General features: G+C 41.9%; 10 protein-coding genes and 1 pseudogene. 4 read left to right on the forward strand and 7 right to left on the reverse strand.

Going from position 1 to position 15,507, the window contains the following annotated elements; all coding sequences use genetic code 11:
• Positions 1–292: 292 nt before the first annotated feature.
• Positions 293–910 carry a hypothetical protein gene (locus E0E36_RS21715; RefSeq protein WP_130857733.1) on the reverse strand — a complete coding sequence of 206 codons (618 nt, stop codon included), beginning with the start codon at positions 908–910 and terminating at the stop codon, positions 293–295.
• A gap of 777 nt (positions 911–1,687) precedes the next feature.
• Here E0E36_RS21715 and E0E36_RS21720 point away from each other — a divergent pair.
• Together E0E36_RS21720 and E0E36_RS21725 are read left to right on the forward strand one after the other, a co-directional pair.
• Positions 1,688–2,131 (forward strand): hypothetical protein, encoded by a 444-nt coding sequence (locus E0E36_RS21720; protein WP_130857734.1) that lies wholly within the window; start codon positions 1,688–1,690, stop codon positions 2,129–2,131.
• Positions 2,132–2,220: 89 nt separating this feature from the next.
• A complete protein-coding gene (locus E0E36_RS21725) occupies positions 2,221–3,483 on the forward strand; it encodes an alkaline phosphatase family protein (RefSeq protein WP_130857735.1) in 1,263 nt (420 codons plus the stop codon).
• An 89-nt stretch (positions 3,484–3,572) separates the two neighbouring features.
• On the opposite strand, the gene E0E36_RS21730 is transcribed toward E0E36_RS21725, so the two are convergent.
• On the reverse strand, positions 3,573–3,947 hold the full coding sequence (locus E0E36_RS21730) for a hypothetical protein (protein ID WP_130857736.1): 375 nt from the start codon (positions 3,945–3,947) through the stop codon (positions 3,573–3,575).
• Between the two features lie 399 nt (positions 3,948–4,346).
• Between E0E36_RS21730 and E0E36_RS28075 the strand changes: the two are divergent.
• A pseudogene (locus tag E0E36_RS28075) lies at positions 4,347–4,400 on the forward strand (hypothetical protein); the annotation flags it as partial.
• 9 nt (positions 4,401–4,409) lie between these two features.
• Here the strand turns inward: E0E36_RS28075 and E0E36_RS28230 are convergent.
• From E0E36_RS28230 to E0E36_RS21745, 3 genes are all read right to left on the reverse strand, one after another.
• Positions 4,410–4,544, reverse strand: coding sequence for a hypothetical protein (locus tag E0E36_RS28230; protein WP_256377680.1), 135 nt, complete (start codon positions 4,542–4,544; stop codon positions 4,410–4,412).
• A 181-nt stretch (positions 4,545–4,725) separates the two neighbouring features.
• A complete protein-coding gene (locus E0E36_RS21740) occupies positions 4,726–6,273 on the reverse strand; it encodes a SusD/RagB family nutrient-binding outer membrane lipoprotein (protein ID WP_013666690.1) in 1,548 nt (515 codons plus the stop codon).
• Positions 6,274–6,285: 12 nt separating this feature from the next.
• Positions 6,286–9,462, reverse strand: coding sequence for a SusC/RagA family TonB-linked outer membrane protein (locus tag E0E36_RS21745; RefSeq protein WP_130857738.1), 3,177 nt, complete (start codon positions 9,460–9,462; stop codon positions 6,286–6,288).
• A gap of 260 nt (positions 9,463–9,722) precedes the next feature.
• Between E0E36_RS21745 and E0E36_RS21750 the strand changes: the two genes are divergently transcribed.
• Positions 9,723–11,111 (forward strand): exonuclease domain-containing protein, encoded by a 1,389-nt coding sequence (locus E0E36_RS21750; RefSeq protein ID WP_130857739.1) that lies wholly within the window; start codon positions 9,723–9,725, stop codon positions 11,109–11,111.
• Between the two features lie 230 nt (positions 11,112–11,341).
• Here E0E36_RS21750 and dnaE read toward each other — a convergent pair whose 3' ends face one another.
• Together dnaE and dinB are read right to left on the reverse strand one after the other, a co-directional pair.
• Positions 11,342–14,284 (reverse strand): DNA polymerase III subunit alpha, encoded by a 2,943-nt coding sequence (gene dnaE / locus E0E36_RS21755; protein WP_130857740.1) that lies wholly within the window; start codon positions 14,282–14,284, stop codon positions 11,342–11,344.
• A 1-nt stretch (position 14,285) separates the two neighbouring features.
• Positions 14,286–15,443, reverse strand: coding sequence for a DNA polymerase IV (dinB, locus tag E0E36_RS21760; protein ID WP_130857741.1), 1,158 nt, complete (start codon positions 15,441–15,443; stop codon positions 14,286–14,288).
• Between the last annotated feature and the right edge of the window lie 64 nt (positions 15,444–15,507).

A 15,507-nucleotide genomic window follows, 5' to 3' on the forward strand; every position in this document is an offset into this window, starting at 1 on the left:
CCGTCTCAGAATCTTGAGACGGCTTTTCGTTTTATAGACAAATATCTAGTTGTTATTGAGCCACGTAAACTAGCTTCGCAAAATCATACGAGAATGACTGGAATTTAGGATTACGATATCAATGATTGTGATTCAAACTGTGAAAAGATAGTATACCCTTAGGCCGATCTCATAAGACGAGTACACAAAATCCAAGAAAGAGATAATCAATCTATTTATAAAGGTCCACTTTTCTAGAATAGATGTTGGTTCTCGTTACCTCATTGATACCGAAAATTATTTTGGGGCAGAATTAAATCCCTTCAACCAAAGTTATCGTAATCCCCCTAAAACAATCGTCCGCGCAATTGTCCTCCACAAATCCACAAGAGGAAATGATACCATTATTCTTTGCTTCAAAGAAGGTTTGAGCATTATTCCGTTTCTTCAACCAATCACTCTTTGCCTTTTCATATATTTGGTCCAAGGTGCAAGTTAGTGCACCGCCCGTATTTGCGTGATTGTTTAAGTTAGCCTGATTCTCGGACCATGTTAGCATTTTCAGCATACTGTCTGCACTGGGTAAATGTTCGGTGTTTCCCTGATACCTCTTTGATAAACTATCAAGCATTAGCTGAGCAGTTTCTAAATTCCAACCGTCTGCTGGCATTCGGATATCATTAAAAACAGTATAACGAAAATCTCGCCCCGTTACTTCTCCATTGTTTACGGTAATAGTTGTTTCCCATGCCGCACCTGCCCATGTAGCTCCACTTACCACATATCTATAAGAATTATTACTCGATTCTTTAAAATCCAACCAAGCTTTATAACTCTGCTCATAGTCATTTTCATAGTCCATATCACTCTTATCACAAGCGATGCAAAAGAGAGACAGAAAAAAAACAAAAAGGTACATTTTTCTTTCCATAATAAGGTGTTTATATCTATTATATCGTAACGTGTTTAGCTAAAAAAGAGCTACAACAACTTTCAGAAATCAGCTCTTAACTTAACAAAGGAATCTGCAAGGAATTCACCTTTAACCTAATAGATGAAGATGTATATATTATAAGAACGTTTATTTTGACTTCTTTCTTTTCATTAAGTTTTCGTTTTTTAAGGCATTCAAGCTTTCCCTAACGGGAAGGTCCGCGAAAGAAAAGAAGCCAAGAGCCGACCGTAGGAAGTCCATGAACACCTTTGAAAATAATGAAGTAGTGAATAAAATCGCCGCTTCCTGCCTACCGCAGGCAGGCAAAATTTACAGGAGCGGTAGTGCCTCCCAGTGCTGACTGTAAATTTTGGAGGAGGCATTTTAGTAGAACGATAGGCTTTTACTTTTAACCGGACGTACTAGCTTTAGCTTTGTATATAGCCAGTGTGTTGGGAAAAACGGCCTTGGAGGATACCGATGCAACGAGCAGCAAAGTATGTGCATTATCGTTCATGTCGCAATATCTAAGCGGATTGAGGAAGTGAAACGGCTCCAATACGCGCCATGAATGCTTTGCAATCAGGTGCAAGGTAGCCTACAGAGCCTTGATTATTCATTTGTGTTTGTTTTAAAAGGTATTCATGAGCTCGAAGCTAGCTTCTCGGTTGTTTGGTTCTTTATCATCAAGGATAAAGAACATTATATTAAATGAAAAAATTAGTTAAAATAAACGTTATCTTTTAAAAGCAATTTCCCTGAAGGCATCTAAAAATGATTGCTATTTTCGGTATTACAATGGGTTATTTCATTAGCAAAACACTGTATTTCAATATCGTAATGCTCAACACTGATAGCAGAATCAATTATTTTGATAACACGATGACGTATTCTGCTACCGAAACGCCGTACTCCGATACCTTGATGCTCAACTTTGGTAGCGGAATCAATCATTTCGATAGCACGATTACGTATTCCGCTACCGAAATGCCGTATTTCGATACCATTATACTCAACTTCGATAGCACAATCAATCATTTCGACAGGTCAATAAAACATTTTGATAACACAATAATCTACGTCGGTAACAGGCTACGCTATATTGATAGTCAAGTTTCTGACTTTTCCCTTGTCGGCGAACGAATTTCTTTATATGACCGTCAGAAACCCGCTTTCTACTCAACAAACACACCTAAGCTGACAGCCGACGACCGATAGCTGATAGCTAATACCTACACCTAACACCTTAGAGCTAAAAATAACCTTCAGCTAACATTTAAGTCAAGTAAAATACCTATAATCGCGTCATGGTAACAAGAGTTTTTTCTTATTTGCTAGGTGTCGCATTAGCTGTTTTTTTGGTGTCACCTACGCATGCCCAAGACACCACGCAAAAATCAGTTCCAAATCGTCAAAATGTAGCCAAGCAACAAGACAAACCCTATGTAATCCTGATCTCTGCCGATGGTTTTCGGTATGATTACGCAGAAAAATTCCAGGCAACTCATTTACAACAACTATCGTCAAGTGGCGTAAGTGCCAAAGCACTGATTCCGTCATTTCCTTCCATTACCTTTCCCAACCACTATACAATCGTAACGGGCATGTACCCATCGCATCATGGCTTGGTTGGAAATAATATCTACGACCCGAAAATGCAAGCAAGATATAGCATGTCAAATGCGAAGGCCGTCAAGAATCCGGCTTGGTATGGCGGTATCCCCATTTGGACACTTGCCGAGCAACAGGGTTTACTGAGTGCTAGCTTTTATTGGCCGGGATCGGAAGCAGCTATTGGTGGAATGTTGCCGTCTTATTATTATGCTTACAATGAAAAGATTCCAATAGCAAAACGCATACAGACTGTTGTGAACTGGCTATCATTACCATCGGAAAAACGTCCGCACCTCATTAATTTTTACTTCCCCGAAGTCGATCATGCAGGACACCTCTATGGCCCCGATGCAACCGAGACGAAAAAAGCGGTGCACTTCATTGATTCTGCCGTTAATGCCCTCAACATCGCCGTACAACAAACGGGACTTCCTGTCAGTTTTATTTTCGTTTCTGATCATGGTATGAAGGCCATCAATCGAGACGAACCCTTGCCATTACCTTTTAAAGTCGATACAACGCAAGTGATCATTGCTTCAAATGGCACACTTGTAAATATACATGTGAAAGACAAAAAGAACCTTCAGTCGATTTACCAATCCATTCAAAAGTCTGATAAGTTTGATGCCTATCTAAGTGATCAAGTACCAAGCAATTATCATTACGGAAAAAAAGAGGACAAATATCACCGAATAGGCGATATCGTATTGGTTGCGAAAGCACCTTATTATTTTTCCAATAAGAAACCACATCCCGGAGCACATGGATTTGACCCCTATGAAACACCGGAAATGCGAGCTACTTTCATCGCTTGGGGACCCGCCTTTAAAGAAGGTTTAACGATCGGTGCCTTTGAGAATATTCATATCTATCCACTATTGGCGAAGATATTAGGTTTGAAATACAAACATCGTATCGATGGAAATGATAAAGTAGCTAAAGAAGTCTTGAAGTGATACAGCCAGCACCGGACGCATTACCATTCCTGTAAATTTTGCCTGCCTGCGGTAGGCAGGAAGCGGTGAACTTTATTTTATTAGTAATATCATCGATCTTTATAGTAGGTACTACTATCATTTTCTGTCAATTTCTCTACTAAAACCTGAAGTAGCTCCTTAATATTAATCAACTCATTTTTAAGTTCCTCTAAAGTGGGTGAATGTCCTTGCCTCACGTTATCATCAGTCACCAAATTCTGCCAGCTTACTTCTTCATCCAGATCGAGGTGCGGCCCCATTAGCTCATCACTGGTCATCGAATAAAGTATACCAACCAATTTAGCTTGTTCTATTGTTAGTTTTTTTTCACCCGACTCCAGCTGCTCATACTCTTCTTTAGTAAGCTTCAACTTGTAAGCCACATAGGCCATACTGTAATCATTGGCGTAACGTAGAAATCTTAGTTTTTCATGTAATTCCATATGTTTAGGTTTTATTTTTAGTTGTGAGCTGCGAGTTGTGAGTTGCGGGCTTTCTTCCTGTCTTATGTCCATGTTAGGCTATAGGCTGTAAGCTGTAGGCTTTATTCTACACTTTAAACTTTCTCGCTACGCAAAAATTCATCGTTCATCATTCCTGCCTACCGGCAGGCAGGCAACACTCATCACTTAAGACCCTACTCAACCATTTAACCAGCTCAAAATATTTGTTTTTTCTCTACAAAAATAGGTAAAATACATCCATTTACAAATACTTTAACTAGCTAAACGTTCTTAAACTAATTTTATGGAAAATAAAGGAGAACATAGAACTTGACAGCACTGGGTTTATATTTGGCAAAGCGATCAATTAACAAAGCGGAAGTTTCCAGAAAGACGGGTTTGAGTACTTATCGGTTGAGCCAGCTTTCCATTAATCCAAAATCGCATGTTCGAATCGAGGAATTATATCTTATCGCCTTGGCCATAGGCGTTAAACCGGGTGAAATGTTTGAAGAGCTGTGTGGGAATCTTAAACTCAAACACCAGTCCTGATCCCATAAAAAGAGGCACTTCGCTCGACCCTCCTTCGGGGTCCATACACTGTATATTCACGGTATCTTCACGTTATATCCGCATTTATCCACCATTTAGTGGACTTTTAGCGGTAAAGTAGCGAATAAGTAGCGACCAAAGACCAAGTGGGTGGGAGAGGAAGGAAGATAAAAGAAACCGTATAGTAGTTAGTAACACTACTATACGGTTCATGCACTAAGATTGATTACTTATTCCACCAAAGCGCTGTTGTAATCACGTCATCGCCTTGACGTGCCAAGGCTTGTTGATAATGTTCACGATTAACGTTTTGCTCTTTATTCGGATAATATAAGCGTTTCGGAATGCCGTTTCCGAAAATAGGCTGGAACGTATAGTTGACGATTCCGTTCTCCGTTTGCCTACTCCAAACAACATCTCCAGGTTTCACTAAAAATATAGGATAACCGGTACGACGGATTTCTGACCAAGCCTCCAAGCCTTGAGTGTACAAAGCCAGGTATTTTTGCGTTAAGACATTTTCTTTGTTCGCCGCCGGCAAGGCATCAGCATATGATTTCGCAGTCGCACCATCAATACCCCATTTAGTTAAAGAAGCTTCTACACCTTTTCGGTAGCTTGCATCATCCCAGTTATTGTATTCGGCAATTAAAAAAGCCACCTCGGCATACTCCTGTAAGACTTCCGCAAAGTCGGGCGCATTCACAATGGCTCCTGGTAAGCTAATGGCAGTAGGCCCATTAATACCTCCTGCTTCCAAAGGTAATCCGTAAGGCTGACCTATGTAAATTTGGCGCTCATTAGGTAAAGCGTAACGCGGTAGACGCGGGTCGGCCGTCTTAAAAGGTCCTAATTCTCCTTTTAATACATTTACCAAAACATGCGAAACCGCAAAATCTTTTCTATTCGCGGTAACGGTCGCTCGATAGAGGGGGGCTTCATTTGGTGCACCACTGGAATATTTAAAAGCGGCATTATCTGCATTGGACGTAAATACACCTTTTGCCAAGGCATCCGAAAAATGTTCTTCTGAAACAGCCGGAAGTTTCACACGGATACGCGTAGACAAGCGTAACCGAAGTGATTGCGCAAATTTAGCCCATTTTTCATTACTGCCTGCGTATATAATATCCGAGCTGCCGAAAGTATTTTGCCCTTTATACTTCAACAGGGTATCGCCTGCCGCCTTTAATTCATTTAGGATATCAACATATATTTTTTCCTGTGACGCGTACACCGGCGTATAATTGTCGGGATTTTGTTGCAGCGCTTCAAATTCAGGGTCTTTATTTCCATAGGATTCATAGGGCACATCGCCAAAAACATCCGTCAGGGAATGGAAGGTGAAAGCTTTCAATATACGTGCAATCGCAATTTGATTCGCATTACTACCAGCTGTTCCGGCACTTGCCACCGATTTTGTCAGCTCATCGGTATTTAACTTGATAATTTGGTTCAAGTTATTCAGTGCCTTATAAGAGTTAGCCCAAAAGACGTCGGAATAAGAACGTGGAATATCATAACGCGACTGATCGGTGTAGATATTCTGACTATAATATTGGGCGAAAAGCATCGTTCCACGTAACGAAAAATTTTCGTTTCTGATATTGTCCATTATTTGTTTCTCCGCCGTCAACAGAATCGTTGGTGTAGGAACATTTCCCGGGCGATTGGGATCTTCGTTGATCTCCGCCAGCTTCTCGTCAGAGCAGGAGATCAAAGCGCCTGAAAACGCTAGGGGAAGGAGAAATAAGATATTTTTATAAAGATTCATTGTCTTCTCAAATTAAAATTTAACGTTCACATTTAAACCGTAGGTGGCAGGTATTGGTAGATTTCCTCCTTCAATCCCCTGTATATTACCTCCGCTATTGGTAAATTCAGGATCAATGTATTTACTTTTAGTATAAATATTCCAAAGGTTACGGCCATAAGCGTTGATACCCAACGTTTTGATTACTCCGTCCGGTTTCAGCTGAAAATTATACCCGAGTGTAATCTCCCGTAACTTCACGAATGTGGCGTCAAAAACACTAAAGGTGGTGGGCCCGTTATATTCATTACGTGCCCAGGTTTGTGCACTAATCCGCGTATCATTTGGCCTTGTATTCGTTACGTTATAACTTCCGTCCGGATTAAACTGTACATCCGCTTTTACACCATCTACTACGATACCCGTTTCTCGGATATTATTGGCAGCAGTACGGTCCAGGATTCCTGCGTACATACCTACTTTATAGGTTTGCGAGAAGAAATGCCCTCCAACACGTGCGTCGATTAAAAATCCAAGTGTAAAGTTTTTATACTTAAAGCTGTTTTGAAAGCCTACTAAATAGTCAGGTAGCACAGTTCCTAAATCTGTCATTTGCGAAGTACGTAAGTAAGTACCGTCCTCCTGCACCACGCGTTGCCCGTCAGGAGCATAAACAAAGTCATAACCTCTGATTTGTCCATAGGATTCTCCTTCTTGTGCTACTAATGACACCAGTGTATTGTTTAGCTCGAGCGTACTGATGCCCTCATATAAACGGGCGATTTTATTACGGTTTAACGACCAGTTGACTGAACTATTCCATTCGAAACGATCATTTTTTATCGGTGCTCCGGTTAGGATTACTTCAAATCCTTTATTGGTTATTAGACCTGCATTTAAGAATTTCTGTTGATATCCAAAAGCATCGGAAGTCGGAACTGCAATTGTCTGGTTTCTACTACGGTTATTGTAATAGGTAACGTCTAAGCCTAATCTATTTTTAAACAATTGAAACTCGAATCCCGTTTCCCAAGTACTAGTCAGTTCGGGTTTCAAATTGGGATTGTTCATGATATCAGGCTGCGTATAAGACGGTTGGCCATTAAATGCAGGTAACGAACTATATAATTGTGCTAAGCTATAGGGTGCTGCACCGTTACCGACTTCCGCCCAGCCCAATCTGAATTTGGCGTAGTCAATCCAAGGAATGTTTCTTATTCCTTCCAATTCACTGAAAACAAAACTGCTTGTGAGCGATGGATAGTAAAAAGAATTATTGTTAGTAGGTAGGGTAGACCACCAATCATTCCGTAAGGTACCGTCTAAATAGAGCATATTTTTCCAACCGGCAGAAAAACTGCCAAAGATCGAATACACTTGTTCTCTAAATAAACCATGTCCATTATTGGCTAAGATACCACTTGAATTCCGCAAGTCATAGTAATTCGGAACTACTAAGGGTCCACCCGTTTGGAGATCACTGACGCGACGATTCGCATCCCGAATGTTACCACCAACCAAACCGGATAGCGAGAAGTCGGTCCATTGTTTATTGGCGGTTGCCAGAAATTCATAGTTGAATTCATGGAAATTATTACTATATTCCTGATACATAGACTGTGAGCGGGAATACACTGCGATACGATCTTGATATTGATATTGATAAATATCTGCGTAAACTTTACCACTCAAATTAAGCCACGAATTGATAGGAGCCGACACCCCGACATTACCATATAACCTGTCGCGGCTCTCTTCCAGGTAACTCTCATAAGCCGACCAATAGGGATTATCAATAAAACGCGTAGCACGATCGCCCGGTGTATCGCGATAGCCGGTTCGATTCCACGGTCTAGGGGTTCCATCGGGTCGTTTATAATCGCTCAGCTTCTTATAGTCGACTTGCACACCTCCCCATTGAAAAGCCTCTAACATAATATTCCGATTGGAAGCACCGGTCCAAGGTCTACCCGTTGAGTTATTTTTAACGTAGTTAAGATTACTGGAAATCGTTACCTTTCCCAGTCCTGTAGACCCTGAAAAACTCAATGTATTACGTCCTAAGCTGGCATTTGGAACAGTTCCGCGGACATTCTTATTGGTATACGATAGCCGATAGCTTGTTTTCCCACTGCTTCCTGCGATCGCCAGATTATTGGTATTGGCAATACCCGTGCGAAAAAAGTAATTGACATCGTGCTCGGGATACAGCCAAGGCTCAGGATTCAAATATTCGGGGTATCCGGGGTCTAAATTATACCAATGCAAAACGGGTGTGCCATCCAAACGAGGGCCCCAGCTTTCGTCGGCAGCATAATCAACAATATTATACGTTGTGCCATTAATCGTAGCCTGCGGAAACTCGGTACTATAACCTTGTCCGTATAGTTTTTGTCTTTTTGGCAAACGTACTATTTGTTCCAATTCAATTCCTGTATTCAGGCTAATCTCAGTCTTTTCCTTATTATTTCCCTTTTTCGTTGTAATCAAAATAACGCCATTGGCTGCACGACTTCCGTAAAGCGCTGCGGAAGGACCTTTCAATACCGAAATATTTTCAATATCATCCGGATTTAAATCTTGTATCATATTCCCTACGTCCTTACCGGCACTTCCCCCAATGGTGGAAGCGGTATTTAAATCGGCATTGTCAATAGGGGTTCCATCAATAACGTAAAGCGGTTGATTATTACCGGTAATGGATTTTATACCACGAAGCAAAACACGCGTTGATCCTCCCATATTGCCGCCGGAGGGTATAATCTGTAAACCTGCCACTTTACCGGAAATGGCGCTCAGTGCATTGGTGGGTCGGGTGTTGAGCACATCGCCGCTCACATCTTGCACGACATATCCCAATGCTTTCTTCTCCCGTTTAATACCTAGGGCAGTAACCACCACCTCAGAAAGCTGGTTATCAGGCACTAAACTCACTTGGATCTTTTGCTCGTCACCAACCACCACTTCTTTTGGTTGATAACCGACGTAAGAGATCACCAAAACGCTGTTGTCAGCTACTTCAAGAGAGAATGTTCCATCACTCTTTGTTTGGGTTCCTTGCGTGGTATTCTTAACCAGCACGGATGCACCTGCAATGGGCTGTGTGTTTTCGTCCAGCACCGTTCCTGTAAGCGTACGTTGCCGGGCAAAATTTAATGTAGGCAACAGTATGAGCAGTATGCCTACGTACCGCAGTAATTGTAAATTCATAAGAAATTGTCAGTTAATTTGATTAATATAGGGTGAGTACCGCCTAATTAGCAGCAGATGACTTGCACATGCATTCGCATGCTGTTTTTTAATAAGGAAGAAATAAACGATGCAATTAATTTCGATTTTTGTAAGTGTTGATCCATATTATTCAAAATAATAAAGTATAGTAATCTAATAGACAAACCTAGACAAAAATGTTTTGATACACAAATTTTTTCTTTTTTTGTGTACTAATTTTTTTAGTATATTTGCTTTTCATGGAATATGCTATTGTTGACATTGAAACTACCGGGGGACATGCGGCCGGTCATGGGATTACCGAAATCGCCATTTGCATCCATGATGGTGCCGGTATATGCCATAGATATGAAACACTGGTCAATCCGCAAGCGCATATTCCACTTCATATTACGGCATTAACAGGCATCAGTAATGAAATGGTTGCAGATGCACCCACCTTCGCAGAAATAGCCGCCACTGTCTACCAACTACTGGAAGGCCGGATATTTGTTGCACACAATGTAAACTTTGATTACTCCTTTATAAAGCATCACCTGGCCTTTTGTGGCTATAGTTGGAATGCCCCAAAATTGTGCACGGTCCGGTTAAGTCGCAAAGTATTACCGGGATTCGCGTCTTATAGTCTTGGCAAACTTTGTCAGCAATTGAATATCTCCATAACCAATCGTCACCGCGCAGGTGGAGACGCTACTGCCACCGGGATTTTGTTCTCCCTATTGCTCGAGAAAGGCCCGGACGCTATACAGGCTATGCTTAAAAAAGCGTCGAAGGAACAGGCCTTGCCACCTAACTTACCCAAGGAAAATTTTGAACGCTTACCTCAAACACCCGGCGTCTATTACTTTAAAAACCAAAAGGGAAAAGTGGTATATGTTGGAAAAGCAAAAAACATCAAAAAACGAGTATCTGCTCATTTTTCAGGCCAAAATCCTAACCCGCAGCGTCAGAATTTCATGCGAAGCATTTATGATATTGACTTTGTTAGCTGCGGAACAGAATTGATAGCTTTTTTGCTCGAGGCAGTCGAAATCAAAAGATTATGGCCTGAAAACAACCGGGCCCTTAAACGCTTTGAACCCAAGTATGGGCTATATAGCTATGAGGATCAAAAAGGCTACATACGTGTGGCTATTGATAAGCATCAACGCTTTCAACAGGCTATTTGCAGTTTTGGAAATGTGATTGAAGCTTACAACCTCGTTAACAGACTGATCCAGGAGCATCGGCTCTGCCCCAAATTGAATGGAATACAAAAGGTGCAAGGTGCTTGTTTGAACCACAGAAATGGTGGCTGTTTGGGAGCCTGCATAGGAGAGGAGAATAAGGATAATTATAACGAGCGCATGTATACCGCTTTAGATAATTTAGCGAAAATGCTACCCTCCTTCATAATTCTTGATAAAGGTCGCACAGAAGACGAACAAAGTTGTATTTGGGTAGAAAAAGGCAAGCTCTTTGGCATCGGATACATTGCTTATGAAAGTGATATCAACCATCCTGAAGAGATAAAAGACACCTTAACCCGCTATCCATCCAACGATTATATGATGCACCTCATCATGAGCTATGCCAATCAACATCCCAAGCTAATCCATCGATTAATGGAAGGGGAAGTAGTTGAGTAGAGAATTAGTTGAGTAGTCGGGTAGGGAAATAGTTGAGTAGGGAAATAGTTGAAATAGTCGGTAGAAATTCAACGGCTTAACCACTCAACAACTTAACCACTCAACAAATCAACTACTCGACGACTTAACTACTCAACAACTTAACGGCTTAACCACTCAACAAATCAACTACTCAACAACTTAACCACTCAACAACTTAACTACTCAACAACTTAACTACCCCCTCAACTTCACCCCAAAATAGGATTATCCTGAATGGGCAGTTTGGCAAATTTCTCCACCTCAATGCTTGGCACGCCAAAGTCTTCCACCACTTTACCTAATAGGAGATAACAACCATGCCCTCTAAAAGGATAAATGGGCGTACGACCTGGAAAATGGGTGGTATCGAAAAAGTTTCCATGGACATCTAAAAATGTACCAAACCACATTTTCTTTTGGTTCTTCATGCGTACCGTTTTTTCACACACATATAAACCGACCATTTTGACCGTTTGGTCGACATGTGTCAGCAAATCCTTTGCCATTACGTCGCCTCGATAGCTGGTTTTAAGCATATCAAACATCGTAAGCGTCAAGGGATAGCCTAGTAAATCAAGCTCTTGGTAGGCATCTTCCAAACGTTCATCCGGAAGTACCGGCATTGTGTATTGCTTATTAACGATGGCAAACAACTCCTTATCCCTTTTTGGTTTGACTGATCCGCCCATGTATAAATGACTATCCCATAGCAACTCTTTTTTCGTGCGCCCGGTAATACGTAACGCGCCAACTTTAATCAGTATAGCAAGTTGCTCTAAACCAATATCGGTTCGCCTAATAAAGTCGGTTAAATCTTGAAAAGGCCCGTTTGTTACCCGTTCGCAGGGAATCAATTTTATGAAATCTTCATTAAGTCCCTGTATACCTATTAAACCCAAATAAACGTCGCGTCCGTTAATGGTCACTTTTTCTTCGCTGTTATTAACACAGGGCAAATGAACGGTTGCACCGGTTTTTTTTAGCTCGTGCACATATAACCAGCGCGCATAGAACCCCCCATAATTATTCAATACCGCAACCATGAACTCCTGAGGAAAGTAGGTCTTAAGGTATAAACTTTGATAGCTCTCTATGGCGAAGCTAGCGGAATGGGCCTTGGAAAAACTGTAGCCGGCAAAGCTGGAAATTTGGCGCCACACTTCTTCAGTGGTTGCTTCGTCTCGACCGATAGTCTTGGCACTGAGAAAAAATTTATCTATTAATTTTTGAAAGGCATCTCGACTCCTATATTTACCACTCATCGCCCGTCTGAGCACATCGGCGTCGGCTAAATCCAATCCGGCGTAATGATAGCATACCTTAATAACGTCTTCCTGGTACACCATCACGCCATAGGTTTCTTTTAGCTGTTCTTTCATAACAGGGTGTAAATAGATTACTTCATCCGGATGATGAAAATAATAAATATAGTTTCGCATCATACCGGACGAGGCCACGCCGGGCCTGATGATCGAGCTGGCAGCGACTAAAGTCAGGTAATCCCGACATTGGAGCTTTTGTAAAAGCTGGCGCATCGCTGGTGATTCAATATAAAAACAGCCAATACTATCGCTCGCGCCTAAACGCCGATTGATCTGCTCATCGATCAGAAAAGACTTGACAGCGTGAATATCAACGGATTTCCCCTTGTTTTGTCGGATCAGTTCAACAGCTTCCTTGATATGGCCAATGCCGCGTTGACTCAAGATATCGAATTTATCTAAACCGATGGCTTCGGCTGCATACATGTCCCATTGTACTGTCGGCATGGCCTTAGGCGGCAAGTCCAAAGCCGTATAAAAGGTGATCGGCTCTTCACTTACCAATACCCCTCCGGCATGGATGGATCGTTGATTTGGCATCCCATCCATTAGCTCGTAAACCGCCATGATTTTCCGGAAGGTCGGGTTGTCTTGATTGACTGCATCTTGTGTAGGATCGGTAAAGCTATCGATTTCGCTCTTTGGCAACCCAAGTACTTTACCAATTTCCCGTATGACGGAGCGTCCTTTGAAGGTGCTGATGGTGCCCAGCAGCCCGGTATAAGCAATACCGTAACGCTTTAACAGATATGCTTGTATTTCTTCCCGTTGATGCCAGCTATAATCGATATCGAAATCGGGCGGACTGCTTCGTTTTGAATTTAAGAAGCGCTCAAAATATAGATCCAGGGCAATGGGATCAACATCGGTGATACCTAAACAATAAGCCACCGTGCTATTTGCCCCGGATCCGCGTCCTACGTGATAAAAACCACGACTTCTGGAATAATTGATAACGTCCCAGGTGATGAGAAAGTAGGCACAGAAATCCATCTGTTTAACCACTGCAAGCTCGGCTTCAATTTTTTGCTTTGCCTGCATATTTCCGGAGCCATAACGATCATGCATACCTGCTAAGGTCAGTTTCTCCAGCAAAATAGCATCATTGGCTTTGCTATCGGTAAATGTTTGTTTGTTTAATCGACCAAAGTGGTAGTCATCGGTAGAGCAGTTTGCTAAAAGTTGATGGGCATTGTCCAAAAGATATTCATAACCGCTGTATAATCGCTGTAACTCTTCTAAGGGGCGTAAAGACTCCGTCTCTTGACAAATGGCGATTTCGTTCACCTTAGTCAATAATGTATTCTGATCAATCGCTCTTAAATACTGATGGAGCCGGTAATGTTTTTTATCCTGAAATGTAACCGAATAAAGCGCCACTAGTTTCCGTTGAATAAGGGCCATATCCAATCGGAAAAGCTGGTTAATATCTTGCGGTCGTACACCCACATATTCGTGTTCCGCCAGCATAAAGGACACTGCCTTGAAGGGATAAATCACATAGGCCTGTTCGAATACAGGCGCTCGCTCCGGCAATACCAAATCGCAGAGCTGGTGATAGGTTAAAAAATCGTTCAGCTCTTTCATACCCTTCCTGTTCCGGGCGATGCCTATGTACAGTAACCGATCCTCCTTTCTGAATTCTATTCCCACCAAGGCACGTATTCCTGCAACTCGTGCCTTCAGGATAAAGTCCATACTCGCTGAAGAGTTATTGATATCGGTTAAGACTATCTCAGAAATGCCGAGCTTACGCGCCTCTTCAATAAGTACATCTAAATCAATTGTACCGTAACGCAAACTGTAAGAGCTATGAACATTCAAATACATACTACCAATCCAACTGTAAAGAAGAAGCTAAGCCGATAGCCTCTTCACCGTACCGATTGCGTACCTTGTCCATCACCTGATACAAACTATAATGCTTTTCGGAGGCTGAATAAAGCTGAATCTGCTCGTGCCCACCTACCAAATGGGATAATTTGACGCCGATCAATCGAAGTAACATACGGCGATTGTATACGGCTTCAAAAAGTTCTTTGGCTTTCGATATCAATATATGATCCAACGAGGTATACGCAATTTTTGCCTGCTTTGTAACCGTTTCGAAATTGGCATAACGGATGGTAACGGTAATACAAGCAGTTAACTTATGTTTTTGTCGAAGCTCGTAGGCAATGCTGGTCACCATCGCTACTAAAAGTTCCTTAATCACTTCGATGTTCATACTATCGGCTGCAAAAGTACGCTGTGTTCCGATTGACTGTTGCTCTCGATAAGGTACTACCGGTGTGGGGTCGACGCCATTTGCCCGGTGCCAAAGGGTCAGGCCAGCTTGTCCCATCGCTTTAAACATCATCTCGGGTGGAATCTCAATAAGCTTGCGAATATAACGAACTCCCATTTCACTCAACTTGATGTAGGTAGCGGATCCTAATCCCGGGATTTTTTTTATAGATAGGGGATCCATAAAAGAGCGTATATCCCGAGATTGCACTTCTTGTTCTCCATTCGGTTTGCATTCATTCGTCGCCATCTTCGATACCGTTTTGTTAATGGATAAGCCGAAAGATATCGGTAAACCCGTTTCTTTTATAATCAACTGTCGCAATTCGTGCGCGTATTTCATGCAACCAAAGAAGCGATCCATGCCCGTTAAATCAATGTAATGTTCATCAATGCTCGCCTTTTCGAACAAGGGGACTTTCTCCGCCAAAATTGCCGTAATCTCCTGTGATGCTTTGGTGTAATCGTCCATATTACCCTTTATGAAGATAGCATGTGGACAAAGCTGTTTTGCCATACGGGAGGGCATGGCTGCGTGTACCCCAAATTTACGGGCTTCATAGCTGCAAGAAGTAACCACTCCTCTATCAGAGGTACCACCAATAATAACAGGCTTTCCCGTCAAGCTGCTGTTTTTACGCATCTCAACAGATACAAAAAAGGCGTCCTGATCCATGTGGATGATATGCTTATTTTGCTCCATCTCGTTCATTTTACATCACAAATATATACTAATATTTTTAGTATTTTAAATTCGACCGGAATCA

The sequence above is a fragment of the Olivibacter jilunii genome (genome assembly GCF_900607235.1).
GTDB classification, from domain to species: Bacteria; Bacteroidota; Bacteroidia; order Sphingobacteriales; family Sphingobacteriaceae; genus Olivibacter; species Olivibacter oleidegradans.